Annotated in this window: 20 protein-coding genes and 4 pseudogenes; 6 read left to right on the forward strand and 18 right to left on the reverse strand. The window is 59.7% G+C overall.

The genetic code is table 11. The features are described from left to right. Positions 1-159: 159 nt before the first annotated feature. From FB472_RS06955 to istA (FB472_RS06965), 3 genes are all read right to left on the reverse strand, one after another. Positions 160-1419 (reverse strand): IS256 family transposase, encoded by a 1260-nt coding sequence (locus tag FB472_RS06955; protein WP_246078121.1) that lies wholly within the window; start codon positions 1417-1419, stop codon positions 160-162. 551 nt (positions 1420-1970) lie between these two features. Continuing rightward, entirely contained in the window at positions 1971-2765 is a 795-nt protein-coding gene (istB, locus tag FB472_RS06960; protein WP_141990274.1) for an IS21-like element helper ATPase IstB, read from the reverse strand. Next, entirely contained in the window at positions 2762-4294 is a 1533-nt protein-coding gene (istA, locus tag FB472_RS06965) for an IS21 family transposase (RefSeq protein ID WP_141990287.1), read from the reverse strand. Before istA (FB472_RS06965) ends, istB begins: the two co-directional genes overlap by 4 nt. Before the next feature lie 612 nt (positions 4295-4906). Between istA (FB472_RS06965) and FB472_RS06970 the strand changes: the two genes are divergently transcribed. Continuing rightward, complete coding sequence (locus FB472_RS06970) at positions 4907-5218, forward strand: hypothetical protein (protein WP_141990288.1); 312 nt, start codon at positions 4907-4909, stop codon at positions 5216-5218. A gap of 287 nt (positions 5219-5505) precedes the next feature. Here the strand turns inward: FB472_RS06970 and FB472_RS06975 are convergent, their stop codons facing one another. Both FB472_RS06975 and FB472_RS06980 read right to left on the reverse strand, forming a co-directional pair. Then, on the reverse strand, positions 5506-6183 hold the full coding sequence (locus tag FB472_RS06975; RefSeq protein WP_141990289.1) for an RES family NAD+ phosphorylase: 678 nt from the start codon (positions 6181-6183) through the stop codon (positions 5506-5508). Further along, positions 6176-6559, reverse strand: a complete 384-nt coding sequence (locus FB472_RS06980; RefSeq protein ID WP_141990290.1) for an XRE family transcriptional regulator — start codon at positions 6557-6559, stop codon at positions 6176-6178. Before FB472_RS06980 ends, FB472_RS06975 begins: the two co-directional genes overlap by 8 nt. Before the next feature lie 419 nt (positions 6560-6978). Between FB472_RS06980 and FB472_RS06985 the strand changes: the two are divergent. Together FB472_RS06985 and FB472_RS14385 are read left to right on the forward strand one after the other, a co-directional pair. Then, positions 6979-7431 (forward strand): annotated as a pseudogene (locus tag FB472_RS06985) (IS30 family transposase); the annotation flags it as partial. 15 nt (positions 7432-7446) lie between these two features. Then, positions 7447-7698, forward strand: a pseudogene (locus FB472_RS14385) (transposase); the annotation flags it as partial. Positions 7699-7750: 52 nt separating this feature from the next. On the opposite strand, the pseudogene istA (FB472_RS06995) reads toward FB472_RS14385, so the two are convergent. Continuing rightward, positions 7751-8461, reverse strand: a pseudogene (istA, locus tag FB472_RS06995) (IS21 family transposase); the annotation flags it as partial. Positions 8462-8828: 367 nt separating this feature from the next. Here istA (FB472_RS06995) and FB472_RS14670 point away from each other — a divergent pair. After that, on the forward strand, positions 8829-9149 hold the full coding sequence (locus FB472_RS14670; RefSeq protein ID WP_425467230.1) for a Mu transposase domain-containing protein: 321 nt from the start codon (positions 8829-8831) through the stop codon (positions 9147-9149). On the opposite strand, the gene FB472_RS07000 is transcribed toward FB472_RS14670, so the two are convergent. Further along, a protein-coding gene (locus FB472_RS07000; protein WP_141990257.1) for an IS3 family transposase occupies positions 9125-10308 on the reverse strand; the annotation gives its coding sequence in 2 pieces (ribosomal slippage) (positions 9125-10050 and positions 10050-10308; 1185 coding nt in all). The two genes, FB472_RS14670 and FB472_RS07000, sit on opposite strands and share 25 nt — an antisense overlap. 194 nt (positions 10309-10502) lie before the next feature. Between FB472_RS07000 and FB472_RS07005 the strand changes: the two genes are divergently transcribed. Then, positions 10503-11165: a transposase gene (locus tag FB472_RS07005; protein WP_170192049.1), complete on the forward strand. Its 663-nt coding sequence runs from the start codon at positions 10503-10505 to the stop codon at positions 11163-11165. Between the two features lie 205 nt (positions 11166-11370). Here the strand turns inward: FB472_RS07005 and FB472_RS07010 are convergent. The 7 genes and pseudogenes from FB472_RS07010 to FB472_RS07040 all read right to left on the reverse strand — a co-directional run. Next, positions 11371-11739, reverse strand: a pseudogene (locus FB472_RS07010) (transposase family protein); the annotation flags it as partial. Between the two features lie 94 nt (positions 11740-11833). After that, positions 11834-13045 (reverse strand): M24 family metallopeptidase, encoded by a 1212-nt coding sequence (locus FB472_RS07015; protein ID WP_141990295.1) that lies wholly within the window; start codon positions 13043-13045, stop codon positions 11834-11836. A gap of 27 nt (positions 13046-13072) precedes the next feature. Continuing rightward, positions 13073-13528, reverse strand: a complete 456-nt coding sequence (locus tag FB472_RS07020; protein WP_141990296.1) for a YybH family protein — start codon at positions 13526-13528, stop codon at positions 13073-13075. 60 nt (positions 13529-13588) lie between these two features. Beyond that, the gene (locus FB472_RS07025; protein ID WP_141990297.1) at positions 13589-14686 is read right to left on the reverse strand and encodes an ATP-binding cassette domain-containing protein; all 1098 of its coding nucleotides are present in this window, start codon (positions 14684-14686) and stop codon (positions 13589-13591) included. After that, positions 14686-16263 carry an ABC transporter substrate-binding protein gene (locus FB472_RS07030; RefSeq protein WP_141990298.1) on the reverse strand — a complete coding sequence of 526 codons (1578 nt, stop codon included), beginning with the start codon at positions 16261-16263 and terminating at the stop codon, positions 14686-14688. The genes FB472_RS07025 and FB472_RS07030 overlap by 1 nt, the downstream gene beginning before the upstream one ends. After that, entirely contained in the window at positions 16260-17978 is a 1719-nt protein-coding gene (locus FB472_RS07035) for a hydantoinase B/oxoprolinase family protein (protein ID WP_215730408.1), read from the reverse strand. The genes FB472_RS07030 and FB472_RS07035 overlap by 4 nt, the downstream gene beginning before the upstream one ends. Next, positions 17975-19996 carry a hydantoinase/oxoprolinase family protein gene (locus tag FB472_RS07040; RefSeq protein ID WP_141990299.1) on the reverse strand — a complete coding sequence of 674 codons (2022 nt, stop codon included), beginning with the start codon at positions 19994-19996 and terminating at the stop codon, positions 17975-17977. Before FB472_RS07040 ends, FB472_RS07035 begins: the two co-directional genes overlap by 4 nt. A 223-nt stretch (positions 19997-20219) precedes the next feature. Between FB472_RS07040 and FB472_RS07045 the strand changes: the two genes are divergently transcribed. Next, positions 20220-20603 (forward strand): MFS transporter, encoded by a 384-nt coding sequence (locus FB472_RS07045; protein ID WP_141990300.1) that lies wholly within the window; start codon positions 20220-20222, stop codon positions 20601-20603. Here FB472_RS07045 and FB472_RS07050 read toward each other — a convergent pair. The 4 genes from FB472_RS07050 to FB472_RS07065 form a co-directional block, all read right to left on the reverse strand. Next, positions 20598-21398 (reverse strand): IclR family transcriptional regulator domain-containing protein, encoded by an 801-nt coding sequence (locus FB472_RS07050; protein ID WP_141990301.1) that lies wholly within the window; start codon positions 21396-21398, stop codon positions 20598-20600. The two genes, FB472_RS07045 and FB472_RS07050, sit on opposite strands and share 6 nt — an antisense overlap. Positions 21399-21472: 74 nt before the next feature. Continuing rightward, on the reverse strand, positions 21473-22639 hold the full coding sequence (locus FB472_RS07055) for a thiolase family protein (protein ID WP_141990302.1): 1167 nt from the start codon (positions 22637-22639) through the stop codon (positions 21473-21475). Positions 22640-22641: 2 nt separating this feature from the next. After that, complete coding sequence (locus tag FB472_RS07060) at positions 22642-23319, reverse strand: 3-oxoacid CoA-transferase subunit B (RefSeq protein WP_021809608.1); 678 nt, start codon at positions 23317-23319, stop codon at positions 22642-22644. Beyond that, positions 23316-24077: a 3-oxoacid CoA-transferase subunit A gene (locus tag FB472_RS07065; protein ID WP_141990303.1), complete on the reverse strand. Its 762-nt coding sequence runs from the start codon at positions 24075-24077 to the stop codon at positions 23316-23318. Before FB472_RS07065 ends, FB472_RS07060 begins: the two co-directional genes overlap by 4 nt. Positions 24078-24186 lie beyond the last annotated feature (109 nt).

Consider the following 24186-nt stretch of genomic DNA (forward strand, 5'->3'; position numbering starts at 1 on the left):
GCCCGCAGTTTCATGACGTCTCGTGTAGCTCGCTTCGAACACGTCACACATCGAGATTTACTCCGCGGAGTGCATCGCACTACTCACTAGCCGAAAAGCACGGTCACGTCCCACTGAGTGGTGTAATTTCCCGTCATCGTGCAGGTCAGTGTTTTCTGATTATGCCGTAGTGAGCTCTGGAATGTGAATCACGCCGGTGAGCGTACCCGCGTCGGTGTCGGTGAGAGCGAGGCTGAAGGCGTCTAGCTGGCGCATGGAGGCCTCGGAGAGGTAGCGGCGGGACCCGGCTTCCCACTCGTCGTGCTGCTCGACCAAGACAGCGCCGGCGAGGCGGAGTAGCGCGGCCGGGTTCGGGAACAGGCCGACGACGTCGGTGCGTCTCTTGATCTCTTTATTCACACGTTCTATCGGGTTGGTGGACCAGATTTGGCGCCAGTGTTTGGGTGGGAACCCGCAGAACGCGAGGATGTCCTCGCGGGCGTCGAGGAGCACCTGAGCGACCTTGGAGTGGGTCGGTGTGAGTACCCGGATGACTTCGTCGAACTGTGCCTGGACGTGCTTCGCGTCGGGCTGGGCGAAGATGGTGCGGATCATCGATGCGACCACTTCCTGACTGGCGCGCGGCACGATCGAGAGCACGTTTCGCATGAAGTGCACTCGACAACGCTGCCAGCTGGTGCCTTGGAAAACGGTACTGATTGCCTTCTTCAACCCGGTATGGGCGTCGGAGATGACGAGCTTCACCCCGTCCAAACCACGGGCCTTCAGCGACCGCAGGAAGCTGGTCCAGAACACCTCGTTCTCGCTGTCACCCACGTCGAAGCCGAGGACCTCGCGGCGCCCGTCGGAGGCCACGCCGATGGCGACGACCATCGCCTGGGAGATGACACGGTGGTTGACGCGAGCCTTGCAATATGTGGCGTCGAGGAACACATACGGGTACCCGGTCTCGCCCAGATCACGGTCGCGGAACGCGGCAACTTCCCCATCGAGATCCGCACAGATCCGGGACACTTCCGACTTAGAGATACCCGTGTCGGCGCCGAGTGCCTTGACTAGATCGTCGACCTTCCGCGTCGAGACGCCGTGGAGGTAGGCCTCCATTACGACGGCGAACAGGGCCTGGTCCACGCGGCGGCGCTGCTCGAGCAGAGCGGGGAAGAACGACCCCTGGCGCAGCTTGGGGATCTTGAGGTTGAGGTCACCGGCCGTCGTCGACAGCAGTCGCGGCCGGGTGCCGTTGCGCTGGGTAGTGCGGTCGGTGTTTCGCTCGAATCGGTCGGCGCCGATGTGGGCGGTGGCCTCCGCGTTGATGAGTTCTTGGTAGAGCGTTTCGGTCGCCAACCGGATTCGATCAGTGACATGTGTGAGTTTGAGATCCGCGAGGAGCGCAAGCAGGGCAGACTGGTCTAGAGCCATCGTGTGTTTGTGTCTTTCTGTGAGGAACTTTGAACGGTTCTCACTGACCATCGCACGGTGGCTCACTGCGTCGGTAATCCGACGCTCGAACTCCGGGAATTACACCACTCGCAGGGACGCAACCGAAATGTTCCCCAAAACGAACAACTGAAGAGCAACTTTCGAACTTTGAGGACAGAAACACGGACAGATTGGAGCACAACCGGGTCACAACCGGGGTACAGAAATGCGGCCTGTGAACACCATTTTGGTCCCGAATTCGGAACCATTCCGACACCCCAACCCCCACCAACGCCCTCCCACACCCCACCGCAGGGGCACACTTTTTGGCCTCCTGAACCTCTCATCTGGCACCCTTTCGGTGAACAAAACTGCCCAGTTTTCGGCATCGAAACGGTGCCGAAATGGGGCCCTAATTGCTGTCTTCCTAGTGCCTGTTTTGGTCTTGCTGCACAGCAGTGGGAATAGCAAGTTGATTTGGCCCCGGGTTTGTCGTTTGATTTGGCCCCACCCCGGGTAGGGTTTTCTGGGTTGCCGTTGGTCGCGGCGGGTTAGCCTTTCTGTGCTTGCCTGGTGGTCTTGAGGCGGTAGGAATCGGTTCCGGTGTTGATGATGTGGCCGCGGAAGGTGAGCCGGTCCACGATGGCTGCGGCCAGTCGGGGGTCGGTGAAGGTTTGGCCCCACTCGCTGAAGTTAGCGTTTGAGGCGCACGCAATCGATGCTCGTTCCTCTCGAGCCGTGATGATCTGGAACAGCAGCTCCGCCCCGTGGGTATCGAGTTTGACGTAGCCAACCTCGTCAAGACACAGCAGGTCCAGGCGAGCGTATTTACCGACCAGCCGGGACAGCTCCTTGTTATCGGCGGCCTCGACGAGCTCGTTGACCAGCGCAGCGGTGGTGATATATCGGACACGACGGCCCTGTTCCGCGGCAGCAGTGCCTAAACCGATGAGTAGATGCGTTTTGCCGGTGCCGGAATCCCCGAGCAGCACCAGTGGTTCACCGGCATCGATCCAGGAGCCGCCAGCCAGCTGGGTCATCGTTGCCGGCGGCAGATCGGGTATGTGTGCCAAATCCAGGTCTTCGAGTCGTTTCGGGCGTGGGAACTTGGCTTCTTTCACTCGTCGGTCGCGGCGCCGGTCCTCGCGCTGGTCGCATTCGAAGGTCAGCACCTCGGCCAGGTAACCCTGATGAGACAGCCGCGCTCGTGCCGCTTCCTCCGCCATCGACGCGGCGATCTTCGCTGTCCCCGTCAGGTAAAGAGTTTTGCATGCGGCGCTGATCGCTGCCGCCGCGGCAGGCTCGCTGATACCGGCCAGCGTTGGACGTGTTCCTGTCGCGCTCATCGGGCACCCACTAACAGTTGGTCATATCCGGCCAATGACGGTGCTCCGCGTTCGGGAAGATGCACGACTCTGTCGGTAAGTTCCTCTGGCAACTGGGTAACAATGGGTGCGAACGCCGCGTTCGCGCGGGCGGCGACGGCCAAACGGTCCGGGTCGTAGTCAGCGGCAGCAATCGCTGTTTCCATGGCTTCGATCACGGCAGTAGCTGGCAACGTTCGTGCCAGCAACAGCACCCCGATCAGTGCCCGCGTCCCGGCACCGTCACCGAGTTGATGGCGGGCTTTATCCCAGAATTTCTGATGAATGGGTGTGAAAGCACCGCTGGCACGGGCGGTGACCAGGGCGGTAGCACCGGCCATGGCACCGGGTTTGCGGGTGAGGACCTCCAAATAGTGATCGAGATCAAGGACGTGCGCATACTTATGCACGGCCCGCACGTGAACTGCGATTCTCTTCCCGTCGGCGAACACCTCGACGAGAGCGGCCCCGATACGGACGCTGACCCGCCTGCCTGCGTAGGAGACCGGAACGGAGTAATAGCATTGCCGGACACATACCTCCGCCTTGTGGTTGACCTTGACCGAGGAGGTAGGCCCAGCCTCGAAAATACTCGAGGGCAACGTCAGCAATTCCGGCGCTTCCGCAGTAGCGGCCGTCCCGACGGTAACTGGGCGGGCCGAGATCACCCGGTGCTGATCCTTCTCATCGCAGACAGCCATGAACTCGTTCAACGCTGCCAACGTCTGAAACTCCGGGACCGGGGTCAGCCAGCGGCGGCGGAACCGGCCGACTTCACCCTCAACACCACCCTTCTCGTGCGCTCCCTCAATTCCCGGGATACAAAAGAACGAATCGAAACCATAATGCGATCTCATGGCAATGAATCGTGGATTCTCTAACCGTTCCCGACCCAGCGCGACTCGGATCACCGCTGGAGTCAAGTTGTCGTAACGGATCATTTTCGACGGGATCCCGCCGAGACGCTCGAAAGCAACGTTATGGCCATCCAGAAACGACTCCTGCGCCTGGTTCGCATACGCCACATGCACGGCCCTGCCCGAATATGACAGGCGCAACACGAACATGAACAGTTTCACCATGCTGCCGCCGATCACCGCCTGGAACTCCCCGAAGTCAACCTCGGCCTCAGCTCCTGGCGCATGGGTTTGCGGGACCGCAACATTGACCGGGGTGCCGATCAGCTCCCGCCGAATCCTCGCGACCGCGTGAGTGACGGTGGACTCGGCTACCGTCGCCCCATACTCGTCCACCAGCCGCTGCCAGACCCGTCTGGCCGTGTGGCGCTGCTTGCGCGGTGCCTCCAGGTCAGCGACTAACCACGCTCTGACGATCTCCAACCACGGTCCCATCGCCGGGGCGATCCTTTCCGGCACCTTCCGCGGCGGCGGTGTCGAGTCCGTCAACGCGGCACGCACAGTGCGCCGATGCACCCCGTAGACACGGGCCAGTTCCCTGACAGACATTTCTTTATCTCTCGCATCACGACGGATACGCTCGAACTGTTCCACTCTCGATCTCTCTTTCAAACCCGTTCCCGTTCTCTTCGTCTTGGTCGACAAAAAGAACGCTACGGGTGGGTCGAGGGTGGGGCCACTTCAAACGACTAAAAGCCTCAAAGGTGGGGCCACTTCAGAGTGCCATACCCACAGCAGATTTGGCAGCCTTTTGGGGTTGCCGGAACCCCCTGTAAATGTGGTTGCTCTGACGGTCAGTCGGCGGCGTTTGGGGGTGCCAGCAGACCGACCATGAACCTGCTGTGACGTTCTGTCGAAGCCCCGCGTCAGAGGTGGGTCAGCGTTGTGTGTGACCAACTATTTGTAGGCCGTTTCAGCCAAGAATGTGAGCCAAGTTGGCGGCCCGTTTCAGGCCAAAAGAGCGGTAAGAATCAGGCCAGCTATTGTTTCCCGAGATCATGATTTTCGGGGTTGGCGTGGAGATAGAGATCACCCGGTGGTTCGGGGCCCGTTCCAGAGTGTCAGGGGCATGGGCCCGCCACCTTAGATAAGTTCCTTACGGTGCTGCCATTGCGAAGCGTGTGCGCCGGAAGGGCTGGAAAGCAGATGACGGTACCCATGTCCGTACAAGAAAATATCAGAAGACTTGATTCCCAGGGAGTCGCGGTGCGTGAGATCGCGCGAAGGTTGGGGGTGAGCCGGGCCTCGGTGGCAAAGTATGCCGGGCAGGAAGATTTCTCGCCGGCACTGCCGGCACCGGTGGCCCGTCCTGGTGCCTCGGTGTTGACCGGGTTCGAGCACATCATCGAAGGGTGGTTGGGTGAGGACCAGCGCCGGAATCGCAAGCAACGCCATACGGCTAAACGCATCTTTGACCGGTTGGTGGATGAGCACGGTTACACCGCCACATATTCCCCGGTCCAACGGTTTGTGAGGAAGTGGACGGTCAGGAATCGGCATGTGACTATTGCTCGGTAAAATACTAAGTCTCGAGTGAATCGGTGAAATTGAGGAAAGAGAAAAGCGGCCTCAGTTCCAGGTTTTCGAAGCTGGGTCGCCCCGCTGCCGCGCGATCGACTGCGTCCACGAAGACTGGATCCACGAGTGAAACTGCCGAAGGTCTGATTGATTCTTTGACCTGACCTAAACGTGCAGCAGACCCGTCGTCTACGGCGACCTGGGATTCTCATACGGCATGAGCGCTGGTATCACTCGAGTGCAATTAGCCGGCGTCACCGTCGAGGTGCGGTTCTTGGACGCGTGACTTAGTGAATGACTAACCCGAACTCGCGGGCGGTGGTGAGCAGAGAAGTATCGGTCTTACCAATCGAAAGCTCCTCGTTGAGCTCGATCGTAGCTCCGGAGAAGATCGCCCAGCACTCGTGGGGGCCGAGACGTGATTCGTAACGCAACCCTCCGTAGAAGAAGTTGCCGTCATCATCTTGGGCTGTGTATGCCCACTCAGCGACTGCCCTGGTGAGCAATCGGTTGGTCCCACGCAATGTAGCGTTGTCGAGATTCGCTATTTCGAGAGCGTCAAGGATCGGCGCCATCTGGGCGGTCAGGAATGTGTGAGTCGCCGGCTTGTCAACGTCAAGAAATGGCAGGGGCTCGTTGACAGAGAAACGAACCAGACGTCGGCGCGTGCGCCATTCCGCCGGGATGGAACCGGGCGTCATGAAGTGCTCGCCGGGTTCGTTTGTCAGCAGGAGCGAAGCAGCGGTCGGCCGGAACCGTGAGATCGTTTCGGCGAAAGCGCCTTCAGCGCTGGTCGCGGCGTAGAGCACCTCGCCACCAGGAACGTCAAAGCGATTGCCGTTGCGCGGGCTGGCTGCGTCTTCAGCTTGGATGCTCGAGAAGCGCATCGGATCCGATGAGCGACCCACTCGCCAGAGTTCTGGGGAGCAGGTCGCTATAACCGGCTCGAGAATCGGATCAGGCACCGTTGATGAAGGCTCGGGCCGCAACCATTACGTCGCGGGCGCGGTCTTCGGCTAGTGCTTCAGCCGGCGAGTGGTCTTCGAGCTGCGGGTTCATTCCCATGAACCATGCGCGGATTGTGTGGTCGCCCTCTTCTGAAGAAAGCAGAGCGTAGACCTGGTACGCGTTGCGCAGGCGACGCTCGTCTTCAGAGGTGGGGGTTGTTTCACCGTTGACCCAGCGCAGTACTGAGCGTGGGCTCTTGTCGACGATCGAGCCGAGTAGCTGGCGACCGAGGACGCCCGCGAGAGTCCCGCTGATGTCTTGAATGCTGATTTGCGTGGAACGGTTGTGCGAGCTGGTGCGAGCTTTGTTTCCTGTGTGAATTAGATTCGTCACGTTGGTCTCCTTCGTGCGGTGGGAACAATGCCGTTCTTTCTCATGTGGCGGTTGTCCTTCATTTGTCACTCTATATGACGCATATGTGTCATAGCTGCATGTATCGCATAATGTCGTGCGAAAAAAGATAAAACCCCGAGAAGCATTTTGCTTCGCAGGATTCTGTTTCAGAATTGAAGCCGGTGACCGACGAGGTGCTGTGCGTTGCGTTGCGTCAATATGCTCGCACACGGACGTGCTGTGAACCGTCTGTAAGTCTTTTCTTGGCTGGCCTGGGGCTGGCTGGAAGGATTGATGCTGGTTCTGCTGACCGGGCGTGACTCGTGAACCGTCTGAGCCTCTCGCGAGGTGTCTTTCCCTGGATCTGTCCGCTCGGCCGGGAGAGCCGGCGTCTTCCCTGCCCACCACAACAACGTAAGGAAGGCGATCTCATCGTCGGCAAGGACGGCAAGTCCGCGATCGGTACGGTCGTGGAACGCAAGAGCGGGTATCTGATCTTGGTGCACCTGACTCCCGGATGCAATCGTGTCGATGCCGTCCGTGACGGTCTGATCCGCAAAATGGTCGACCTGCCAGACTTGCTGCGCCGAACCTTGACCTGGGACCAAGGTGTCGAAATGCACCGACACAAAGAAGTCACAATCGCCGCTGACCTGGCCATCTACTTCTGTGACCCGCATTCGCCCTGGCAGCGTCCCACGAACGAGAACACGAACGGGTTGCTACGCCAATATTTCCCCAAAGGCACTGATCTGAGCGTCTACTCGGAAGAAGACCTCGACTACGTAGCCTGGGAAATGAACGACCGCCCACGCAAACGACTCGACTACGCCAAACCAAATGAGATGATCGAACCACTACTGTTGCGCTGACCACCTGAATCCGCCCCGATAGAACGTGTGAATAAAGAGATCAAGAGACGCACCGACGTCGTCGGCGTGTTCCCGAACCCGGCCGCGCTACTCCGCCTCGCCGGCGCTGTCTTGGTCGAGCAGCACGACGAGTGGGAAGCCGGGTCCCGCCGCTACCTCTCCGAGGCCTCCATGCGCCAGCTAGACGCCTTCAGCCTCGCTCTCACCGACACCGACGCGGGTACGCTCACCGGCGTGATTCACATTCCAGAGCTCACTACGGCATAATCAGAAACACTGACCTGCACGATGACGGGAAATTACACCACTCAGTGGGACGTGACCCTTTTTCATGCCCCGAGTACGGATTGCAATACCTCGATTCTGAACGGTAATGAAGTTTGAACGCACCAAACAATCTCGTCTCTACGACCGTGGTGCCGACCCGGCGTCCGATGCCCGTGGCGTTATCAAAGACCATGTGCCTCGGTGCGGCACGGATGTGCTCAAAGACTGCACGCAGCCCGTGACAGACGCATTCAGCGGTCTCGCCCCGGTATGCCTGAACAAAGCGCATATTCGAGAACGGAAAAGTGACCACGAAGATATGCAGGACTTGCCGAATCCCAGCAATGATCGCCTCAGCCTGCCCGAAGTCGACCTGCACCGTCCCGGCCGGCCACACCAATTCGGTAAAACCCTCCCCAGCCTGCCGATTCCTGACCGTCCACTTCCTCACAAACCGTTGGACCGGGGAATATGTGGCGGTGTAACCGTGCTCATCCACCAACCGGTCAAAGATGCGTTTAGCCGTATGGCGTTGCTTGCGATTCCGGCGCAGGTCCTCACCCAACCACCCTTCGATGATGTGCTCGAACCCGGTCAACACCGACGCACCGGGCCTGTTCAAGGGTGCTGGCAGTGCCGGCGAGAAATCTTCCTGCCCGGCATACTTTGCCACCGAGGCCCGGCTCACCCCCAACCTTCGCGCGATCTCACGCACCGCGACTCCCTGAGAATCAAGTCTTCTGATATTTTCTTGTACGGACATGGGTACCGTCATCTGCTTTCCAGCCCTTCCGGCGCACACGCTTCGCAATGGCAGCACCGTAAGGAACTTATCTAAGGTGGCGGGCCCATGCCCCTGACACTCTGGAACGGGCCCCGAACCACCGGGTGATCTCTATCTCCAAGCCAACCCCCGGAAATCATGATTTCGGGAAACAATAGCTGGCCTGATTCTTACCGCTCTTTTGGCCTGAAATGTGCCACTAACTTGGCTCACATTCCTGGCTGAAACGGCCTACAAATAGTTGATCACACACAAGGGTGGCGTTGAGGGTGAAGTCGGCCGGTTCCGCCGCCGCTGGCTGACCCCGGTCCCGGAGTTTCAGACGTTGGCAGCGTTGAACGAGTTCATGGCTGTCTGCGATGAGAAGGATCAGCACCGGGTGATCTCGGCCCGCCCAGTTACCGTCGGGACGGCCGCTACTGCGGAAGCGCCGGAATTGCTGACGTTGCCCTCGAGTATTTTCGAGGCTGGGCCTACCTCCTCGGTCAAGGTCAACCACAAGGCGGAGGTATGTGTCCGGCAATGCTATTATTCCGTTCCGGTCTCCTACGCAGGCAGGCGGGTCAGCGTCCGTATCGGGGCCGCTCTCGTCGAGGTGTGGGCTGCTACGGGGATTTCGGACAGCGGAATTAGTGGATTCTTCTACGCTGCCAGGGCTGGCTGTTGATAACCATAGTGGACTTCGTTGGGCCGTCGATAATCGAGCGCTGAGTGCCGCCTGCGACTGTTGTAAAATCCCTCGATATAGCGGATGATGTCGCTGCGAGCCTGCGTCTTGGTCGCGTAAACGGTCCGATACACGCGCTCATTCTTGAGCATCGAGAAGAAACTTTCCGCCATGCTGTTATCCCAACAGACGCCGGTGCGGCCCATAGATGAGCGCATGCCCAGACTGGTCACCAGGGCCCGGTAGACGGCTGAGGTGTAGACGCTTCCGCGATCGGAGTGCCAAATGGCGTCAGGCGCGATCAGGGTCGTTGCCGCGGCATTCTTGAGAGCGTCCTCGACGAGTTCGGTACGCATGTGATCGGCAATGGACCAGCCAACGACTTTCTTCGAGTAGCAGTCGATGACCGTGGCCAGGTAGACGAACCCCTGCCAGGTGTGGATATACGTGATGTCTCCGATGAATTTCATCCCCGGACGATCCGCGGTGAAGTCGCGTTTGACAAGGTCGGGCACGTTTGCTGCGGCCAACGCGTCGGCCTCCGTCGTGACCCGGAATGGCCGTGGTTGGCAGGCTACGAGGCCTTCCTGGCGCATCAGCTGCCGGACGAGTTCGGGGGAACACTGCGTCTGCTCGGCGGTCAGGTCCGCGTGGATTCGCCGATACCCGTAAGTGCCGTCAGACTCCTCAAAATAGTGTCGGATCCGCGCCAAGAGGGTTTCCCGGCGGGCCGACGTCGCCGATTGCGGGCGCGTCAGCCAGTGGTAGAAACCAGAGGTTGACACCTCCAACCAGCGACACATATTCACCACAGGATTCCGGTTGTTGGGCTCAGCTTTTTGGGAGTCGATGAATTCGTACTTGCTCACTACCGCTGCTCCCGCGCGAAGTAAGCGGCCGCTTTTTTCAAAAATTGGGTCTCAGCCTTGAGCTCCTGATTTTCCCGCTCGAGTACTTTGAGACGGGCACGCTCGGGGACGGTCAGCTCCGTCTCGGTGCCACCATTCGCTTCGCGATACTTGATCAGCCAGTTGCGCAATGTTTCGTGGCCGACCCCGTAGGACTCGGCCACGTCCCTGATCGGCTTCGAGGTGCTGATCACCTCCCGACACAACTCATCTCTGAACTCCTGGGTAAATTTCCGGCGTGCTGTGGTCATGCTGATCTCTACTTTCAGTGAACCCCCATTTTAAGAGGGCCCACTGTCCGAAATATCCGCAGCACACCAGTCTTCGCTAACTCACGCGATCACAACGTCCCGGGGAACTACACCTGGTCCGGGCCTGCACCCAGACCGTGAACCGGTTGCACGCGATCATGGTCGTGCTAGTTATCGGCGGGGCACCGCGGAACTTGACCGCGGACACGGCCGCGACCCTGCTGCGCCGGGTGCACCCCACGGAGAGCCTGACTATGACCCGCCGACTCATCGCAGTCGACCTTGCCGCCGAGATCCGCCGACTGGATAAACGGTTCACGACAGCCACCGAGCGCATCACCACTCGGGTGACCGGCACCCAGTCCACGTTGACGACCATCCCCGGTATCGGCCAACTCACGGCAGGGAAGATCCTTGCCCGCACCGGACCAGTCACCCGGTTCACGACCGAGGCACACTTCGCCACCTATGCCGGCGTCGCACCCCGGGAAGTGTCTTCCGGGGACGTAATCCGCCATCGCCTCTCCCGAGGCGGTGACCGGCAACTGAACTATGCCCTCCACGTCGTCGCACTTACCCAAATCAGCATGAAAAGCAGCCCTGGACGGGTCTTCCACGACCGGAAACGCAGCGCGGGCAAAAGCGGCAAAGAAGCACTTCGGGCACTGAAGAGACGCTTGACAACGGTCGTGTTCCGCACCCTGATCGCCGACCACGCCCGCCTGGCAGTGGGCCCGGCAGGATACTCGAGAACGGCACGGCAATCCAGCGTCACCGGCTCACATCCCGACACCGGTTCTTCGGACAAGTCACTTACCGGACCCACCGCCGAAAAGCATATCCACGCCGCCACTTGACCAGAGAGGCGCCCAAAGGGAACCGACATCTCCCGCTGGAGCACCGGTGAAATCCAAGCGATCGCCGACGCGATCAGCTACGCTCAACGCACGAAGCAACTCTTGCGACGACCGGTTGAATACGGCCTGGGTGCCGTGATCGGCATGAACGATACCGCCGGCCTGCGGCCGGCGACTTTTGATCGCCACCCTTGTGTCCCTTGTTTGGATACCCGGTTGCCTGGTCCAACCACGCCAACCTCGGCATCCGGTATCGGGCCAACACTCGTTCCACTGTCGATCGATTCAGGTGTCGGTGGTGGCCGATCCGGTGTGGTCCCCAGTGGCGAGTGAACCGGAGGGCAATGATGCGTCGCTCGACCCGAATCGGGGTGCGATCGGGTGAGTATCTCTGCCGTGAGGACCGGTCCGTCATGGGCTGGCCGGCCAGGAAGCGGGCAGCGCACTTCGCTGCCGCCGCAGGCGAGCACTGAAATCGTTCTGCGGCACGGAAGGACGACCGACCGCCCTCGACGATCAGCCGGGCAAGACGAAGGCGTCCTTCCGAGGCGAAGGGAGCATTACTGTGAGTCACGAGGACCTCCGGTTAGAGATGTGAGTGTGGTAACCCACATCGCGCCGGAGGTCCACGCTAACTCAAGCGATCACAACGTCCCTGGGCACTACAACTAGTCGTTGACTCTCATATCGTTGTTGAGTTCATTGATCTTGACTGTCACACCGTCCTCCGCAAGAAGGAAGATATCTTCCACCCGCACACCAACCCTGCCCGGAAAGAACACACTCGGCTCGATCGTAAACATCATGCCCGGCTCCAGAGGGGTCTGGTCCTCTTCTGAAATATATGGAAGCTCGTGAACGTCCTTCCCAATGCAGTGACCAGTGCGGTGACGAAACCACTCACCGTAGCCCGACTCTTCGATGACTGCCCGGGTTGCCCGATGGACGTCACCGCCGGTCGCGCCCGGCACCGCGGCAGCACGACCCGCTTCCTGGGCTGCCATTACGACCTCATACACACGTTCGTACTCCTCGTTGGGTTGACCGATGTGGACTGTCCGCCCGAAGTCCGAACAGTAACCCTCGACGATGGCACCGAAGTCGAAGTTGACCCCGGTTCCCCCTTGCAATGCCCTGGTGGAGAGGCGCTCACTCGCGTCCCTATCCAGCCCAGGACCCATCGCCCAGACGGCTGTGTCAAAAGACGAGCTCGGCGAGCCAAGTTGCCTAATCCGCAGGTCAATCTCGGAGGCCAGCTCGAGCTCTGTGATTCCCGCGACGACATGGTCGCTTACTGCGGCCATCACCTGGTCAACCATCCGTGCGGCTTCGCTCATGAGCGCAATCTCATCGGCGTCCTTGATGCGACGGATGCGGTTGAGAATGTCGTCAGCAACCAAGAGTTCTGCGTCGGGTCGGCAGGCTCGAAGTTGAAGCGTAGTTTCCGACCACGTCCGGCCGCTCATCGCGATGCGGGACCCGGCATCCTTCTCGTGAAGGCACGAGTCGGTATTGGGAACGCCCGCGACTGCCAAGCGCTTCGGTTGCTTCGCGAACGCGTCGAAAGCTCGCTTGAACACCTCAGCACCGTCGTCGACTTCGGTCGCCGTGATGACGTCGCCGGTCACTCCACCGGGCAGGTGAAACTCTTGGTGGTGGCGAGTCAGAACAAACAACGGATCCTTGCCCGGGGCAAGGAAAGCGCCGGATATCCAATGATTGGTGTAGCCGATGTTTCCGAATGAAGGAATCCCTCGGCCGAGACCGGTGAAGTACTCCAGGTCGGTCTGTGATGCGGGAAGGAACAGCGTGTCGATGCCCGCGGCATCGAGTTGCTGATCGAGCTTCGCGCGGCGTGCCGTGTAGTCGATCGTCGACATGTAAATCTCCTTGTAGTTCAGTGTCTATTAACGTGAAAGTTCACTCGAGAAGAGGTCCTCGTGAGCGTGGATGATCTTCCACGAGCCGCCTATTCGCCGCCACCCGGCGCTTACACGCATGAGCTCGCGCACAGTCCCGTCCGGACCGACCCGTTCTACCCGCAGGAGATGACGGCTCACCGCCAGATCGCCGGAAACATCGATTATCGGATCCTCGACTGCAAACGCAGTGACGACAGGTTTTGCGCCGCCGCTCGGACGGGTAGCGCGAATAGCATTGAGGTCCTTCATCCCCCGCGCGATGGTCTCCGTTACCGCATCCCAAATAGTTGCGTCGTTGTCGATGTGACCATCGATGCGTTCACGATTACCCTCGAGGAATCCGAAATACATCTCTTTCTGGGCGAACCAGATCAGTCGCTGATCTTCGGTGAAGGATGTCGTGTCTGAACTGTCAGCGACATCGCGAGTTGCTTGCGTCATGGTTAGTCTCCTTCTTTTATTCTGGGGCAAGTTGAGTGGCCATCAGCTGGCCTGGGTACTTCATCGGACGACCGGCTCCAGCCACGAACCAATAAGCTCCTTCGCGTAGTCCGAGCGCGGGTTTTCACAGACTTGACTGGTCTCTCCACGCTCAACAACGTCACCGTGGCGCATCACGATGATCAAGTCCGAAATGTGCCGCACAACCGCAATATTGTGGCTAATGAATAGCATCGCAATGCCCAGCCGTTCCTGCATCTCGAGAAAGATGTCGAGCACCTGCGCTTGGACTGAGACATCCAGAGCTGAGACGGCCTCATCACATACAAGCAGTCGAGGCTCGAGCGCAAGCGCCCGAGCGATGTTGACGCGTTGGAGCTGGCCACCACTGAGTTCCCGAGGAAGTCGAGTCATGAAGTCCGCAGAAAGTCCAACTGAACCCAACAGTTCGGCTGCCCGTTCCGTGCGGGTCTGGACATTTCCGACACGGTGAATCACCAGAGGTTCAGCTACGGACCAGCCGATGGTGCGCCGCTGATCGAGGGCGAGGAGCGGCTGCTGAAACACTGCCTGCACCTGCCGACGATACGAGCGCGACCGACGGTCAAGCATCGACGCCAGCGTCAACTGCAGTAGAAGCCCAGTCCAAAACACAGGAAGAGCCGCACCGAGAATTGAGAGGCCAGCCAACATGCGCGATCGCCAGCCGTCGGACAGTGTCGCCCATACAACCCCTAAGCCGATCCCCACGATCGCGTAGATAAACATCGCAAGGAGAACGAGTTCGAGGGTCGCCGGAAAGAACCGGACGATGTCGTCTAGGACCGGCTGACGCGACTGAACTGAGTCGCCGAAGTCAAGGCGCACGATCCCAAAGAGGTAGTTGATGTACTGCTCCCAGAGCGGAAGATCGAGACCCAGCTGTCGCCGCACCTCGGCTACCTGTTCAGCCCCCGCACCCATTCCTGCGGCGAGTCGGGCTGGGTCTGCGGGGATGACTCGGCTGAGCACGAAGGTCAAACTGACCGCCGACCAGACGACCAAGAGTGTCCAGCCGACCCGGGTTAGCAGTCGTCGGAACCAGTGGTGTTGGTGAGCTCCGCCGACACGACCCGAAGGCCGGGTCTGCGGCTTCTGCTCAGCCGAGTCCAACTTCACTAACTTGACCGAGCGTGGAAGAAGCGGATCACGTAATTGAAGTCCATGATCTCGAACTTGACGTCCCACTCAGCACGGACTGGCTGTGCCAGCTTGGGCTGAGATGCGTAGATCGCTACGTGGGATTCTTTGATGGACTGCACGGCTTCAAGCAACGCTGCCTGACGCGCTGATTCATCAGCGATTCCGGAAAGCGTCGCAACTGCCGAGTCGACTGCAGGGTCCGGGAAGTAAGCCCAGTTGTAGCCGCCGTTCGAGGCCCAGTTGCTGGTGATGTACCCCTGAGCGAGCATCGCACTAGGATCATCGGTCACCGCAGACATATTGAGGAACGATATATCCGACGCGGTATCCGGGTTCGACTGGATCTCGGACATCTGCGGCCACGGGACCATTTGTATGTCCAGACCTACTCCGATCTCCCCGAGGTTCTGCTCAAGAAGAATTCCGGCGAATTCTTGGTAAGACAGTCCCGAGAGACCGAGGTAGGAGAGGGTCAGCTCTCCAGGGGCCACGCCCGCCTCTGAAAGGAGTTGCTTGGCGCGCTCTACATCACGTTCGAACTCAGCAAGCTCTTCTATCCCGCCGCCGAAGCCACTAGGCAAGGGCCCTCTCGAAACGTCAGCGAATCCTTGGTAGTAGTCCACCATCGCCTGGTAATCGAACGCAAGAGTGACTGCCTCACGTACACGAGGATCAGCAAGACGCTCACTCTGCACGTTCAACGGCAAGATCTGCACGCTGAGGCTCTCCTGCTCGACAAGTTTGATGCCGTCAATCAGTGCAGCGGATGCGGAGTCGTCAGGACCGATTGCACCAAGCATATCGATCTCGCCTTGCCCCATGAGCTGAACCGCTGTTTGCACATCAGGGTCGACACGCAGGGTCACCGCGGTCGGTGCCGCGCTATCCCAGTCGAGGTGGTAGTCCTCGAACGCGGTGAGCTCGATAGCGCTTCCCTTGTTCCACTCGCTGAGTTGGTATGGGCCAGAGCCAGCCTCGTTGTCAGCGAACCAAGCAGTTGCCCACTCGTCGTCAGCGGTGCCATTTTGGGTTATCGCTTCCGACGAGAGAATTGCGATCTTCTGCAGCTTGCCCGGGAGATAGACGTCAGGTGCGGAGAGACTAAACCGAACGGAGCGATCATCGATCGCCTCGACTGACTCGACGCCGACCACCAGCGATGCGGGACCCTGGTTGACTCCTTGAACCCTGAGCACAGACTGCACAACGTCCTCGGCATCCAAAGAAGTGCCGTCGTGGAAGGTCACACCATCTCGAAGGGTGAAGGTGTACTCGGTGGCATCGTCTGATACCTCCCATGTCTCCGCGAGAGAAGGCTTGATCTCAGCGCCGCCCGGCTCATACTGGGTGAGCGTGTCATACACGTTCCGCACAAAGAGGAAGCCGTCCGACGAGTATGCGACCGCCGGATCAAGTGTTGGGCTCTCGGCGATGTTCGAAAATACGGCCGTAATCGCTCCTTCCTGGGTGCTGGCCTGCTGCCCGCAAGCGGTTAACGTCAATGCCGCTACTGCCCCGACCGCTACTGCGGTCAGAGATCGTTTCTTGTTCATATTTCCTGCGTGGGTGATTCTTCTTGTGGTGTTGGCTGGGTGGTTGCACAGGGGCGTGTGACGTACCCGTTGTGAAGGTCTTCCGTGAAAGCAGCAGGGTCGCGATCGCCTGGGTCTCCGAACCCACCTCCGCCGCCAGTTTGAATACGCACCTTGGAGCCCTTCGGAAGCGGCAGCGCGTTCACTTTGAGAATGTGCTCTTCGATGCCATCACGAGTGACGACGACATCGGTCGGCTGACCATCCGAACCTCCGAAGAGACCCCATGCCGGCTGCTGGGAGCGTTCAAACCAAAGCGAAACGGTAGTGTGGTCAGCGAGCGTCTCGTACTCACGCCAAATCCCTAACCCGCCGCGATGCTTGCCGGTACCGCCCGAATCAGGCTCAAGCCCGTAGCCGGCAATCCGAAGAGGGTACCGTGACTCGACGACCTCGATGGGGTAATTCTTGAGGTCGCCACCGCCGTAGTTGATGGAGCCGTTAGCGCCATCGCGATCGCTGAGGCCACCCCAGCCGACACCCGTCGCCTCGCCCGAGAAGAACTCTTCGCCGCTCTCATCAACACCCGCAAAGAGGATGTTCATTGCATCGGCAGGCTGGCCCGCGTTTACCGCGTCAGGCATTGCAGGAGCAAGCGCCTTGATGAAGAGGTCAATCATCATGCCCAGATGCGGATAATAGAACTGGCACGCGGCCGGTTCTTCGGCAGCGAAGACTGTGCGGGGCTTAGTGACCACGGTCATATTGCGGAAGGTTCCTGCCGTGACCGGAATATCCGGGTTGACAAGGAACTTAAACGCGAGCCGAGCCGCGGAGACCGTCTGTGCACGACCGCAGTTCATCGATCCGGGAGTTTGCGCACTTGATTCGGTGAGATCGAGCTCGATCTGATCACCCTTCACCGTCACGACGAGACGGACTGGGACGGGCCCCCCGTTCGGACCCCACGAGTCCAGTGCGCCGTCTGCCCGATATACCCCATCCGGAATCGCCGTGACAGCCTCATGATCGAGACGTTCACACTGCGCGAAAACTTGCTCGGCCGCACCATCGATGGCCGCCGTTCCGTAGCGTTCATAGAGTCCTTGAAGCATCCGTTCGCCGGTGTGGCACGCCGCAACCTGCGCGTGCATGTCTCCCCAGATCGAGCGCGGGAGTCGGCTGTTCCGCATGAGGAACTCGATCATCTGATCATCACGCACTCCTGCGCGGTAAAGGTACGTCGGCCCCAGACGATATCCCTCCTGATAGATCGAAGTGGAGTCCATCGCCTGACCAGCATCCTTCGCACCGATGTCGAGCCAGTGCGCTTTTGTGGCTCCGAAGCCGACAAGTTTGCCATCATAAAAGATCGGGGAAAAGATCGAAATATCGTTTAGGTGGCTTCCCACCTGGTAGCTGTCGTTGATGGCGAAGACGTCGCCGTCACGGTAGTGCTCTACGCCACCGATGTGTTCCGTCGTCACCGCGATCGCTGCGTCGAGTGCGCCCAGAAAGATGGGAAGACCCGGAGCTTGACCAAGGAGCTCACCATCGGCATTGAATAGCCCGACAGAGCAGTCCTTCATTTCGTAAATGATCGGAGTGTAGGCGGACCGCGCAAGGTTGTTGTTCATCTGCGCCGCGATCGAGTCGAACGCGTTTCGGATTACCTCGACGGTGACCGGGTCAATTTTACCTTCGTTTGCTGAAGTGATCGTTGATCCCGTGTTCACTTTGCACTCCTTTCGATAACAAGATGCCCGTGCTGAGAAGGAACAGCCGTCCACCCTGTTGGCACGAGAACCGTGCAGCCAGACTCCAGCAGGATTGCGGGGCCGGAAACTGATCCACCGACGGCAATCGAGGCTCGGTCGTAAACGATCACTTCCTGCCACTCCTCCCGGAAGCGCACTTGCTGGCGATCGAGAACTACCGGATCATCTGCTGACTCCGTGACGATATCGGCGGGGCGCTCAGAGATTCCGAGCGCGACGACGCGCAGCGCAACTACCTCGATCTGCTCGCCCGGGTTGTTGTGGCCAAAGCGTTCGAGGTGTGCAAGATCGAATCGCTCGTGCAGCTTCGACAGAACCGATTCGCGATCCTCGCCGACGTCGAAAGTCACTGTCAGCGTATATTCCTGACCTAGGTATCGGACGTCAAGACCGGGTACGAGATCATGGCGGTCGACGTCTACGCCGTCTGCCACCAACGCTGCCCCTCCGCGCTCCAGCAAAACCTCAACGGCCTTAGCCAACACTGTTGGCCTGAGCCGATCGACTTGATGGAAGAACGTTTGCACTAGATCGTGGCGAAGATCTGTATGCACCATGCCCCATGCTGACAACACACCAGGGCTGGCGGGCACGATAACAGTGCCAAGAGCAAGTTCCTCCGCAATCGCAATCGCGTGCAGGGGTCCAGCACCCCCGAAGGCAAGCAGACCGAAATCTCGAGGATCGATTCCGCGAGCCACAGTTATCTCACGAATAGCGTTCGCCATCCCGGCATCGGCAACAGCGATGATCCCTAGAGCCGTTTCTTCGACACTGAGCCCAAGGACGTCTCCAACATGAGCGAGTGCAGTGCGCGCCGCATCCTTATCCAGAGCAAGGTTTCCCCCAAGAAGGGCGACGTCTGGAAGGCGACCCAATATCAGGTTCGCATCGGTGACGGTTGGCTCGACGCCACCACGCCCGTAACACGCCGGGCCCGGAACCGCGCCAGCCGAGCGCGGACCAACGCGTAGTGCGCCCGCGACGACGTGACCAATGGACCCGCCACCTGCGCCAATCGTGTGCATTACAACAGAGGGTGCAAGGAGCGGATGCCCCTCCAATTCCGTCTGTGAGGCGATGTCTGCGGCGCTTTCCACTACCAAACTGACGTCGAACGAAGTGCCCCCCATGTCCACGCACAGCAACCGGTCAAGTCCGAGGTCCTTTGCGATTGCGACACCCGCCATGGTGCCTCCGACCGGACCCGAAAAAAGTGTTTGAACGGCTCGTTCCCGAGCGCGCTCTACGGTCATCACACCACCGTTCGACTGCATGACCTTGAGATCACTGCGAAGTCCGCCCTCGCGCAGTGCCTGCTCGAGCGTTCGGAGGTAGGAGAGAACGACCGGGGCGATGTAGGCGGAAACGGCGGTCGTGCTTGTACGCTCGTACTCTCGCCATTCTGGCGCAATGTCGCTTGAGCACACCACCGCGATTGACGGGGCTACTTCTGTAAAAATGCTCGCGATTCTGTGCTCATGCTCCGAGTTCTGATACGAGTGCAGTAAGACAACCGCGACAGCTTCGACCTCTCCGTCAAGTTGCCGCGCGATCGCGGCTACAGCGCTCTCGTCAAGTGGCGTCACCACTTCGCCGCTGGCGTTCATTCGCTCGGTGATCTCGTAGATGTCTTTTCGAGGGACAAGCGGAACGGGCCGTCGGTAGCGGAGGTCGTACATGGCTGGGCGGTTGGCACGCCCCAACTCGTAAACGTCGCGAAATCCCGCCGTCGTCAGCAGCGCCAGCCGTGAACCCTTGCGCTCCAAGAAAGCATTCAGGCCCGCAGTGGTGCCATGTACGAAAGAGTCAATCTCTCCCGCGGTGATCCCCAAGCCGGCGACGGCGTTCAGGACCCCTTCGGATAGCGTCCCTGGCGTCGTAAGAGCCTTCGCTGTGAGTAGCGTTCCATCCCTCCCGACCGCGACCGCATCCGTGAAGGTCCCCCCAATATCGACTCCGACCGCGAATTCCATGTATCTCCCATCCTCCTAAACCGAGTGTACGTAGAACGCCCATATAAACACAATACGCACAAATTATCTATTTGGGTCAAGGTTGCAAGTTAGTTGTACAAGCTGACCTAAATAGACATTCGCACGCGAATCGATCTAAGAGTGGTCCGCCTTTTCATGCATCAAGGTTCTTTCAGATCACGCGTCAGGGGGATTCTCGCTCGTCACTTGTTGCGCAGTGCGAATGAAGAATGTTGGTCCACTCGTGCAGTTGGGTGTGGTCTTCTTCATCGTTGGTGACCTCGGGCTGCTGCTGGCCCCCGGTTTCGCGACTTTGCTATGGGTCATCTTGATGGGGCTAGGCACGCTACTGTTCCCGGTATGTCTCGTGTTGATCAACCTGCGTTCACGCACAATGCGAGGAGCGGTCGCGCTGAGCGGGTTCGTTCAGGGTGTCGGCTACACGATCGCCGCGCTGGGCCCGTTGCTCGTCGGCGTGCTGCGGGAGGCGACCGGCGGCTGGATCGCTGTGTTCATATTGCTGATTTTTTCGGCCATGGTGGCATCCGTTGGAGGCGTGTTGTTGCGCAAGCCCATCTTCGTTGAAGATCAGCTGCAGCCTTCATAGACGACGGAGATCCTGCTGAATCTTTTCGGCCGCGGCAAGCACGAGTGGGAGGTGGTGCGAGCGCAGGTGTTCGAGGGAGTCCCGGGTGGCACTGGTCGAGACATTGAGCGCCGCGGTGACCACGCCATCGCCGCCACGAATCGGGACCGCGACGGAGAGCAGACCAACCTCAAGCTCGCCATCGACAATCGACCATCCTTGAGTGGCCACCCGATCAATCTCAGCCTTGAGCTCAGTCAGTTTCGTGATCGTGGTTGGGGTCAGGGGCATGCGTTCGGTGGATGCTAGCCGAAGCTCCCGCTCTGGCTGCGACAGCGCCGCAAGGAGTACTCGCCCCATACTGGTGGCGAAAGCAGGAAAGCGCGTGCCTATCGTGATTCGCACATTCATGATGTGACGCGTGGGCACCCGGGCGACGTAGACAATCTCGTCGTCGAGCAGCACGGCGACCGATGCTGATTCTCCGGTAGCCCGCGAAAGTGTCTCGAGGTGGGGCTGGACAACGTCGTGCAAAGAGAGTGAGGAGAGGTAGCCAAACCCCAACTCCAGAACCTTTGGGGTGAGGGCGAATTGTCGCCCGTCTGCTCGTACGTATCCGAGTGTTTCGAGGGTGCGCAAGAATCTGCGGGCTGCTGCGGCGGGGATGTTGGCGTTGCGGGCGACTTCGCTGAGGGTCTGTTCTGCGTGCTCCGCATCGAACACGCGAAGCACTGCGAGGCCACGGGCGAGTGACTGCACAAAATCTTCCGCTGGAGCGTCTGCCTCTGGCGTTGTGCCTACGTCGTCGTCTCTCATCCCGCCTCCCTCAGAACTCTACCGATCAATATCACCCGCGCTGCGATCGTGCACCAGGATGCGATCGCGGCTGTCTAGCGTTCGAGAACGACGGCGAGGCCCTGCCCCACACCGATGCAAATTGAGACAACGGCGACTCCGCCTCCGCGGCGCTTGAGCTCGTGGGCGGCGTGGCCGATGATCCTCCCGCCCGAGGCACCCAGCGGGTGTCCCATCGCGATCGCACCTCCGTGAATGTTTACGCGCTCAGGGTCGAGTTTGGGCCAGAGCGAAACGCAGGCGAGCGACTGGGAGGCGAAGGCCTCATTGAGTTCAACGAGATCGACGTCAGCCCAGGTTCGTCCGGCGCGCGCGAGGGCACGGTTTGCAGCCTCGACGGGCGCAATCCCGAACATATCTGGGTCATTTCCGGCGACGCCCCGTCCTGTGATGCGTGCGAGTGGTTCGACATCCAAAACGCCTTCAGCACCCAGCAGAATCGCGGATGCCCCATCGTTTAATGAGGAGGAGTTGCCAGCGGTCACGGTGCCGTCCTTCGCAAATGCGGGCCGGAGGCTGGCAAGTACGTTGGCGGTTGTGTCGTCACGGATCCCCTCGTCTCGGGTCAATTCGTGTCCTGGCACTTGAACGATTTCTGTGTCGTAGTGCCCGGCAGCCCAAGCCTCGGCCGCAAGCCGGTGACTGCGGGCGGCGAATTCATCCTGCTGAGCGCGCCCGAGATTGAACTTCTGCGCCAGCTTCTCCGCACTCTGTCCGTTCGAAATGGTCCATTCCTCACGCAACGCTGGATTGACCATGCGCCAGCCGATCGAGGAGTTCCAGACGGTCTGATTGGCCAGAGGGAAAGCGCGCGAGGACTTCTCAACGATGAAGGGCGCTCGGGTCATCGACTCAACGCCGCCGGTGAGTACGACGTTTGCATCGCCTGCCTCAATGGCACGGCTTCCTTGAATAACCGATTCAACGCCTGAACCGCACAGGCGATTGACGGTAACCCCGGGAACCGAACTCGGGAATCCTGCCAGCAGTGCGCCAAAACGCGCGACGTTACGGTTATCCTCGCCGGCCTGATTCGCATCGCCGAAGATGACGTCATCAACTCGGGCCGGGTCGAGGCCTGTGCGCTCAATAGTCGCGCGCATCACAACAGCAGCGAGATCGTCAGAGCGCACATCCGCAAAGCTTTTACCGTGGCGTGCAAATGGTGTGCGGACGGCATCGTAGATGTAGGTTCCGGTCATGATCAGTGTTCCTCTGCTCGGTCAGTGGATGCGGTCGTTGTCGCATCAATTAGGGTCAGCCCGGTGAGGGCACTGAGAAGCTCGATCGTGTTGTCACCATACAATTCGCGAACTGCGAAGCCTTCAGATGTCACGTCGAAGACTGCATGATCGGTGTACACGCGCGAAACACAGGCAACCCCGGTGAGCGGGTAGCTGCAGGCGGCTACCAGCTTTGACTCGTTCTGTTTGGTGAGCAGGTCGGTCATCACGTAAACCTCTTTGGCCCCGATTGCGAGGTCCATGGCGCCGCCGACGGCGGGGATGGCTCCGGGAGTACCGGTCGACCAGTTCGCGAGATCGCCCTTCTCTGAGACTTGGAACGCGCCAAGAACGCACACGTCGAGGTGGCCCCCACGCATTATTGCGAAGGAATCGGCTTGATGGAAGTAGGCCGCCCCTTCTAACGCGGTGACTGCCTGCTTTCCAGCATTGATCAGGTCGGGATCAAGGTGGCCTGCGTCTGGGGCGGGGCCCATCCCGAGCATGCCGTTCTCGGTGTGCAGAACGATCTCAAGGTCTGACGGTAAGTAGTTGGCGACCAGTGTGGGAGCGCCGATCCCGAGGTTCACGAACGCTCCTTCGGGAATGGCTGCGGCGATCTGCTGCGCAAGCTCTGCGCGACTCAGCTTTGTGCTCATTTCTTGCCTCCTGCTGTGGACTCAGCGGTTTCGTCGAGGGGCTGCCCTTCAAGGTCGAACCCACCGACGAATTCACCATTGTGCAGCCACCGGCGAGCGCCTATGACAACGACGCGATTCACGTAGACGCTAGGCGTGACAACATTCTCTGGCTCGATTGCTCCCAACGGAACCACTTCATCGACCTGGATGATGCTTGTCGTCGCCGCGGTCGCCATAATCGGGCCGAAGTTGCGTGCCGTCTGTCGGTAGATCAGGTTTCCCCAGCGGTCAGCCTTGAGTGCGCTGATCAGGGCGAAGTCTGCGCTGATGGGGTATTCGAGCGCATACGTGCGGCCGTCAATTTCCCGAGTTTCTTTACCTTGGGCGAGCTCGGTGCCGACACCCGTCGGGGTGAAGAATGCGCCGATGCCGGCTCCCGCTGCTCGGATTCGCTCGGCAAGGTTTCCCTGGGGTACTAACTCAAGTTCGATCTTGCCCTCACGGTAGAGGTTGTCGAATACCCACGAATCTGACTGTCGAGGAAAGGAGCAGACAATTTTGCGCACCCGCCGTGCCGCGAGGAGAGCCGCGAGACCGCCGTCGCCATTCCCGGCATTGTTGCTGACGACGGTCAGATCGCTGGCACCCTGTGCAATGAGGGCGTCGATCAGCTCGTGGGGTTGCCCTGCGTGCCCGAAACCACCAATCATTACCGTGGCGCCGTCGGTGATGCCGGCGACGGCTTCCTCGAGGGAGGGTACAACCTTGTCGATCATTGCAGGCTCCTTGCGCGCCGGGATCGCACAGTCGCTCGCGACGCTAAGATTTTCGTTAGGCGAAAATAGTTTCACCTTGTGAATACTCTAGCCGAAACTGTTGCACGGT

It is taken from the genome of Rhodoglobus vestalii, from assembly GCF_006788895.1.
Lineage (GTDB): Bacteria > Actinomycetota > Actinomycetes > Actinomycetales > Microbacteriaceae > Rhodoglobus > Rhodoglobus vestalii.

What these genes read in the sequence shown, in the direction of transcription:
- FB472_RS06955 (WP_246078121.1), bottom strand. Translation starts at nt 1,419, where the DNA reads ATGGCTCTAGACCAGTCTGCCCTGCTTGCGCTCCTCGCGGATCTCAAA.
- istB (WP_141990274.1), bottom strand. Translation starts at nt 2,765, where the DNA reads ATGAGCGCGACAGGAACACGTCCAACGCTGGCCGGTATCAGCGAGCCT.
- FB472_RS14670 (WP_425467230.1), top strand. Translation starts at nt 8,829, where the DNA reads ATGGCTGTCTGCGATGAGAAGGATCAGCACCGGGTGATCTCGGCCCGC.
- FB472_RS07015 (WP_141990295.1), bottom strand. Translation starts at nt 13,045, where the DNA reads ATGTCGACGATCGACTACACGGCACGCCGCGCGAAGCTCGATCAGCAA.
- FB472_RS07020 (WP_141990296.1), bottom strand. Translation starts at nt 13,528, where the DNA reads ATGACGCAAGCAACTCGCGATGTCGCTGACAGTTCAGACACGACATCC.
- FB472_RS07030 (WP_141990298.1), bottom strand. Translation starts at nt 16,263, where the DNA reads ATGAACAAGAAACGATCTCTGACCGCAGTAGCGGTCGGGGCAGTAGCG.
- FB472_RS07040 (WP_141990299.1), bottom strand. Translation starts at nt 19,996, where the DNA reads ATGGAATTCGCGGTCGGAGTCGATATTGGGGGGACCTTCACGGATGCG.
- FB472_RS07045 (WP_141990300.1), top strand. Translation starts at nt 20,220, where the DNA reads ATGAAGAATGTTGGTCCACTCGTGCAGTTGGGTGTGGTCTTCTTCATC.
- FB472_RS07050 (WP_141990301.1), bottom strand. Translation starts at nt 21,398, where the DNA reads ATGAGAGACGACGACGTAGGCACAACGCCAGAGGCAGACGCTCCAGCG.
- FB472_RS07055 (WP_141990302.1), bottom strand. Translation starts at nt 22,639, where the DNA reads ATGACCGGAACCTACATCTACGATGCCGTCCGCACACCATTTGCACGC.
- FB472_RS07060 (WP_021809608.1), bottom strand. Translation starts at nt 23,319, where the DNA reads ATGAGCACAAAGCTGAGTCGCGCAGAGCTTGCGCAGCAGATCGCCGCA.
- FB472_RS07065 (WP_141990303.1), bottom strand. Translation starts at nt 24,077, where the DNA reads ATGATCGACAAGGTTGTACCCTCCCTCGAGGAAGCCGTCGCCGGCATC.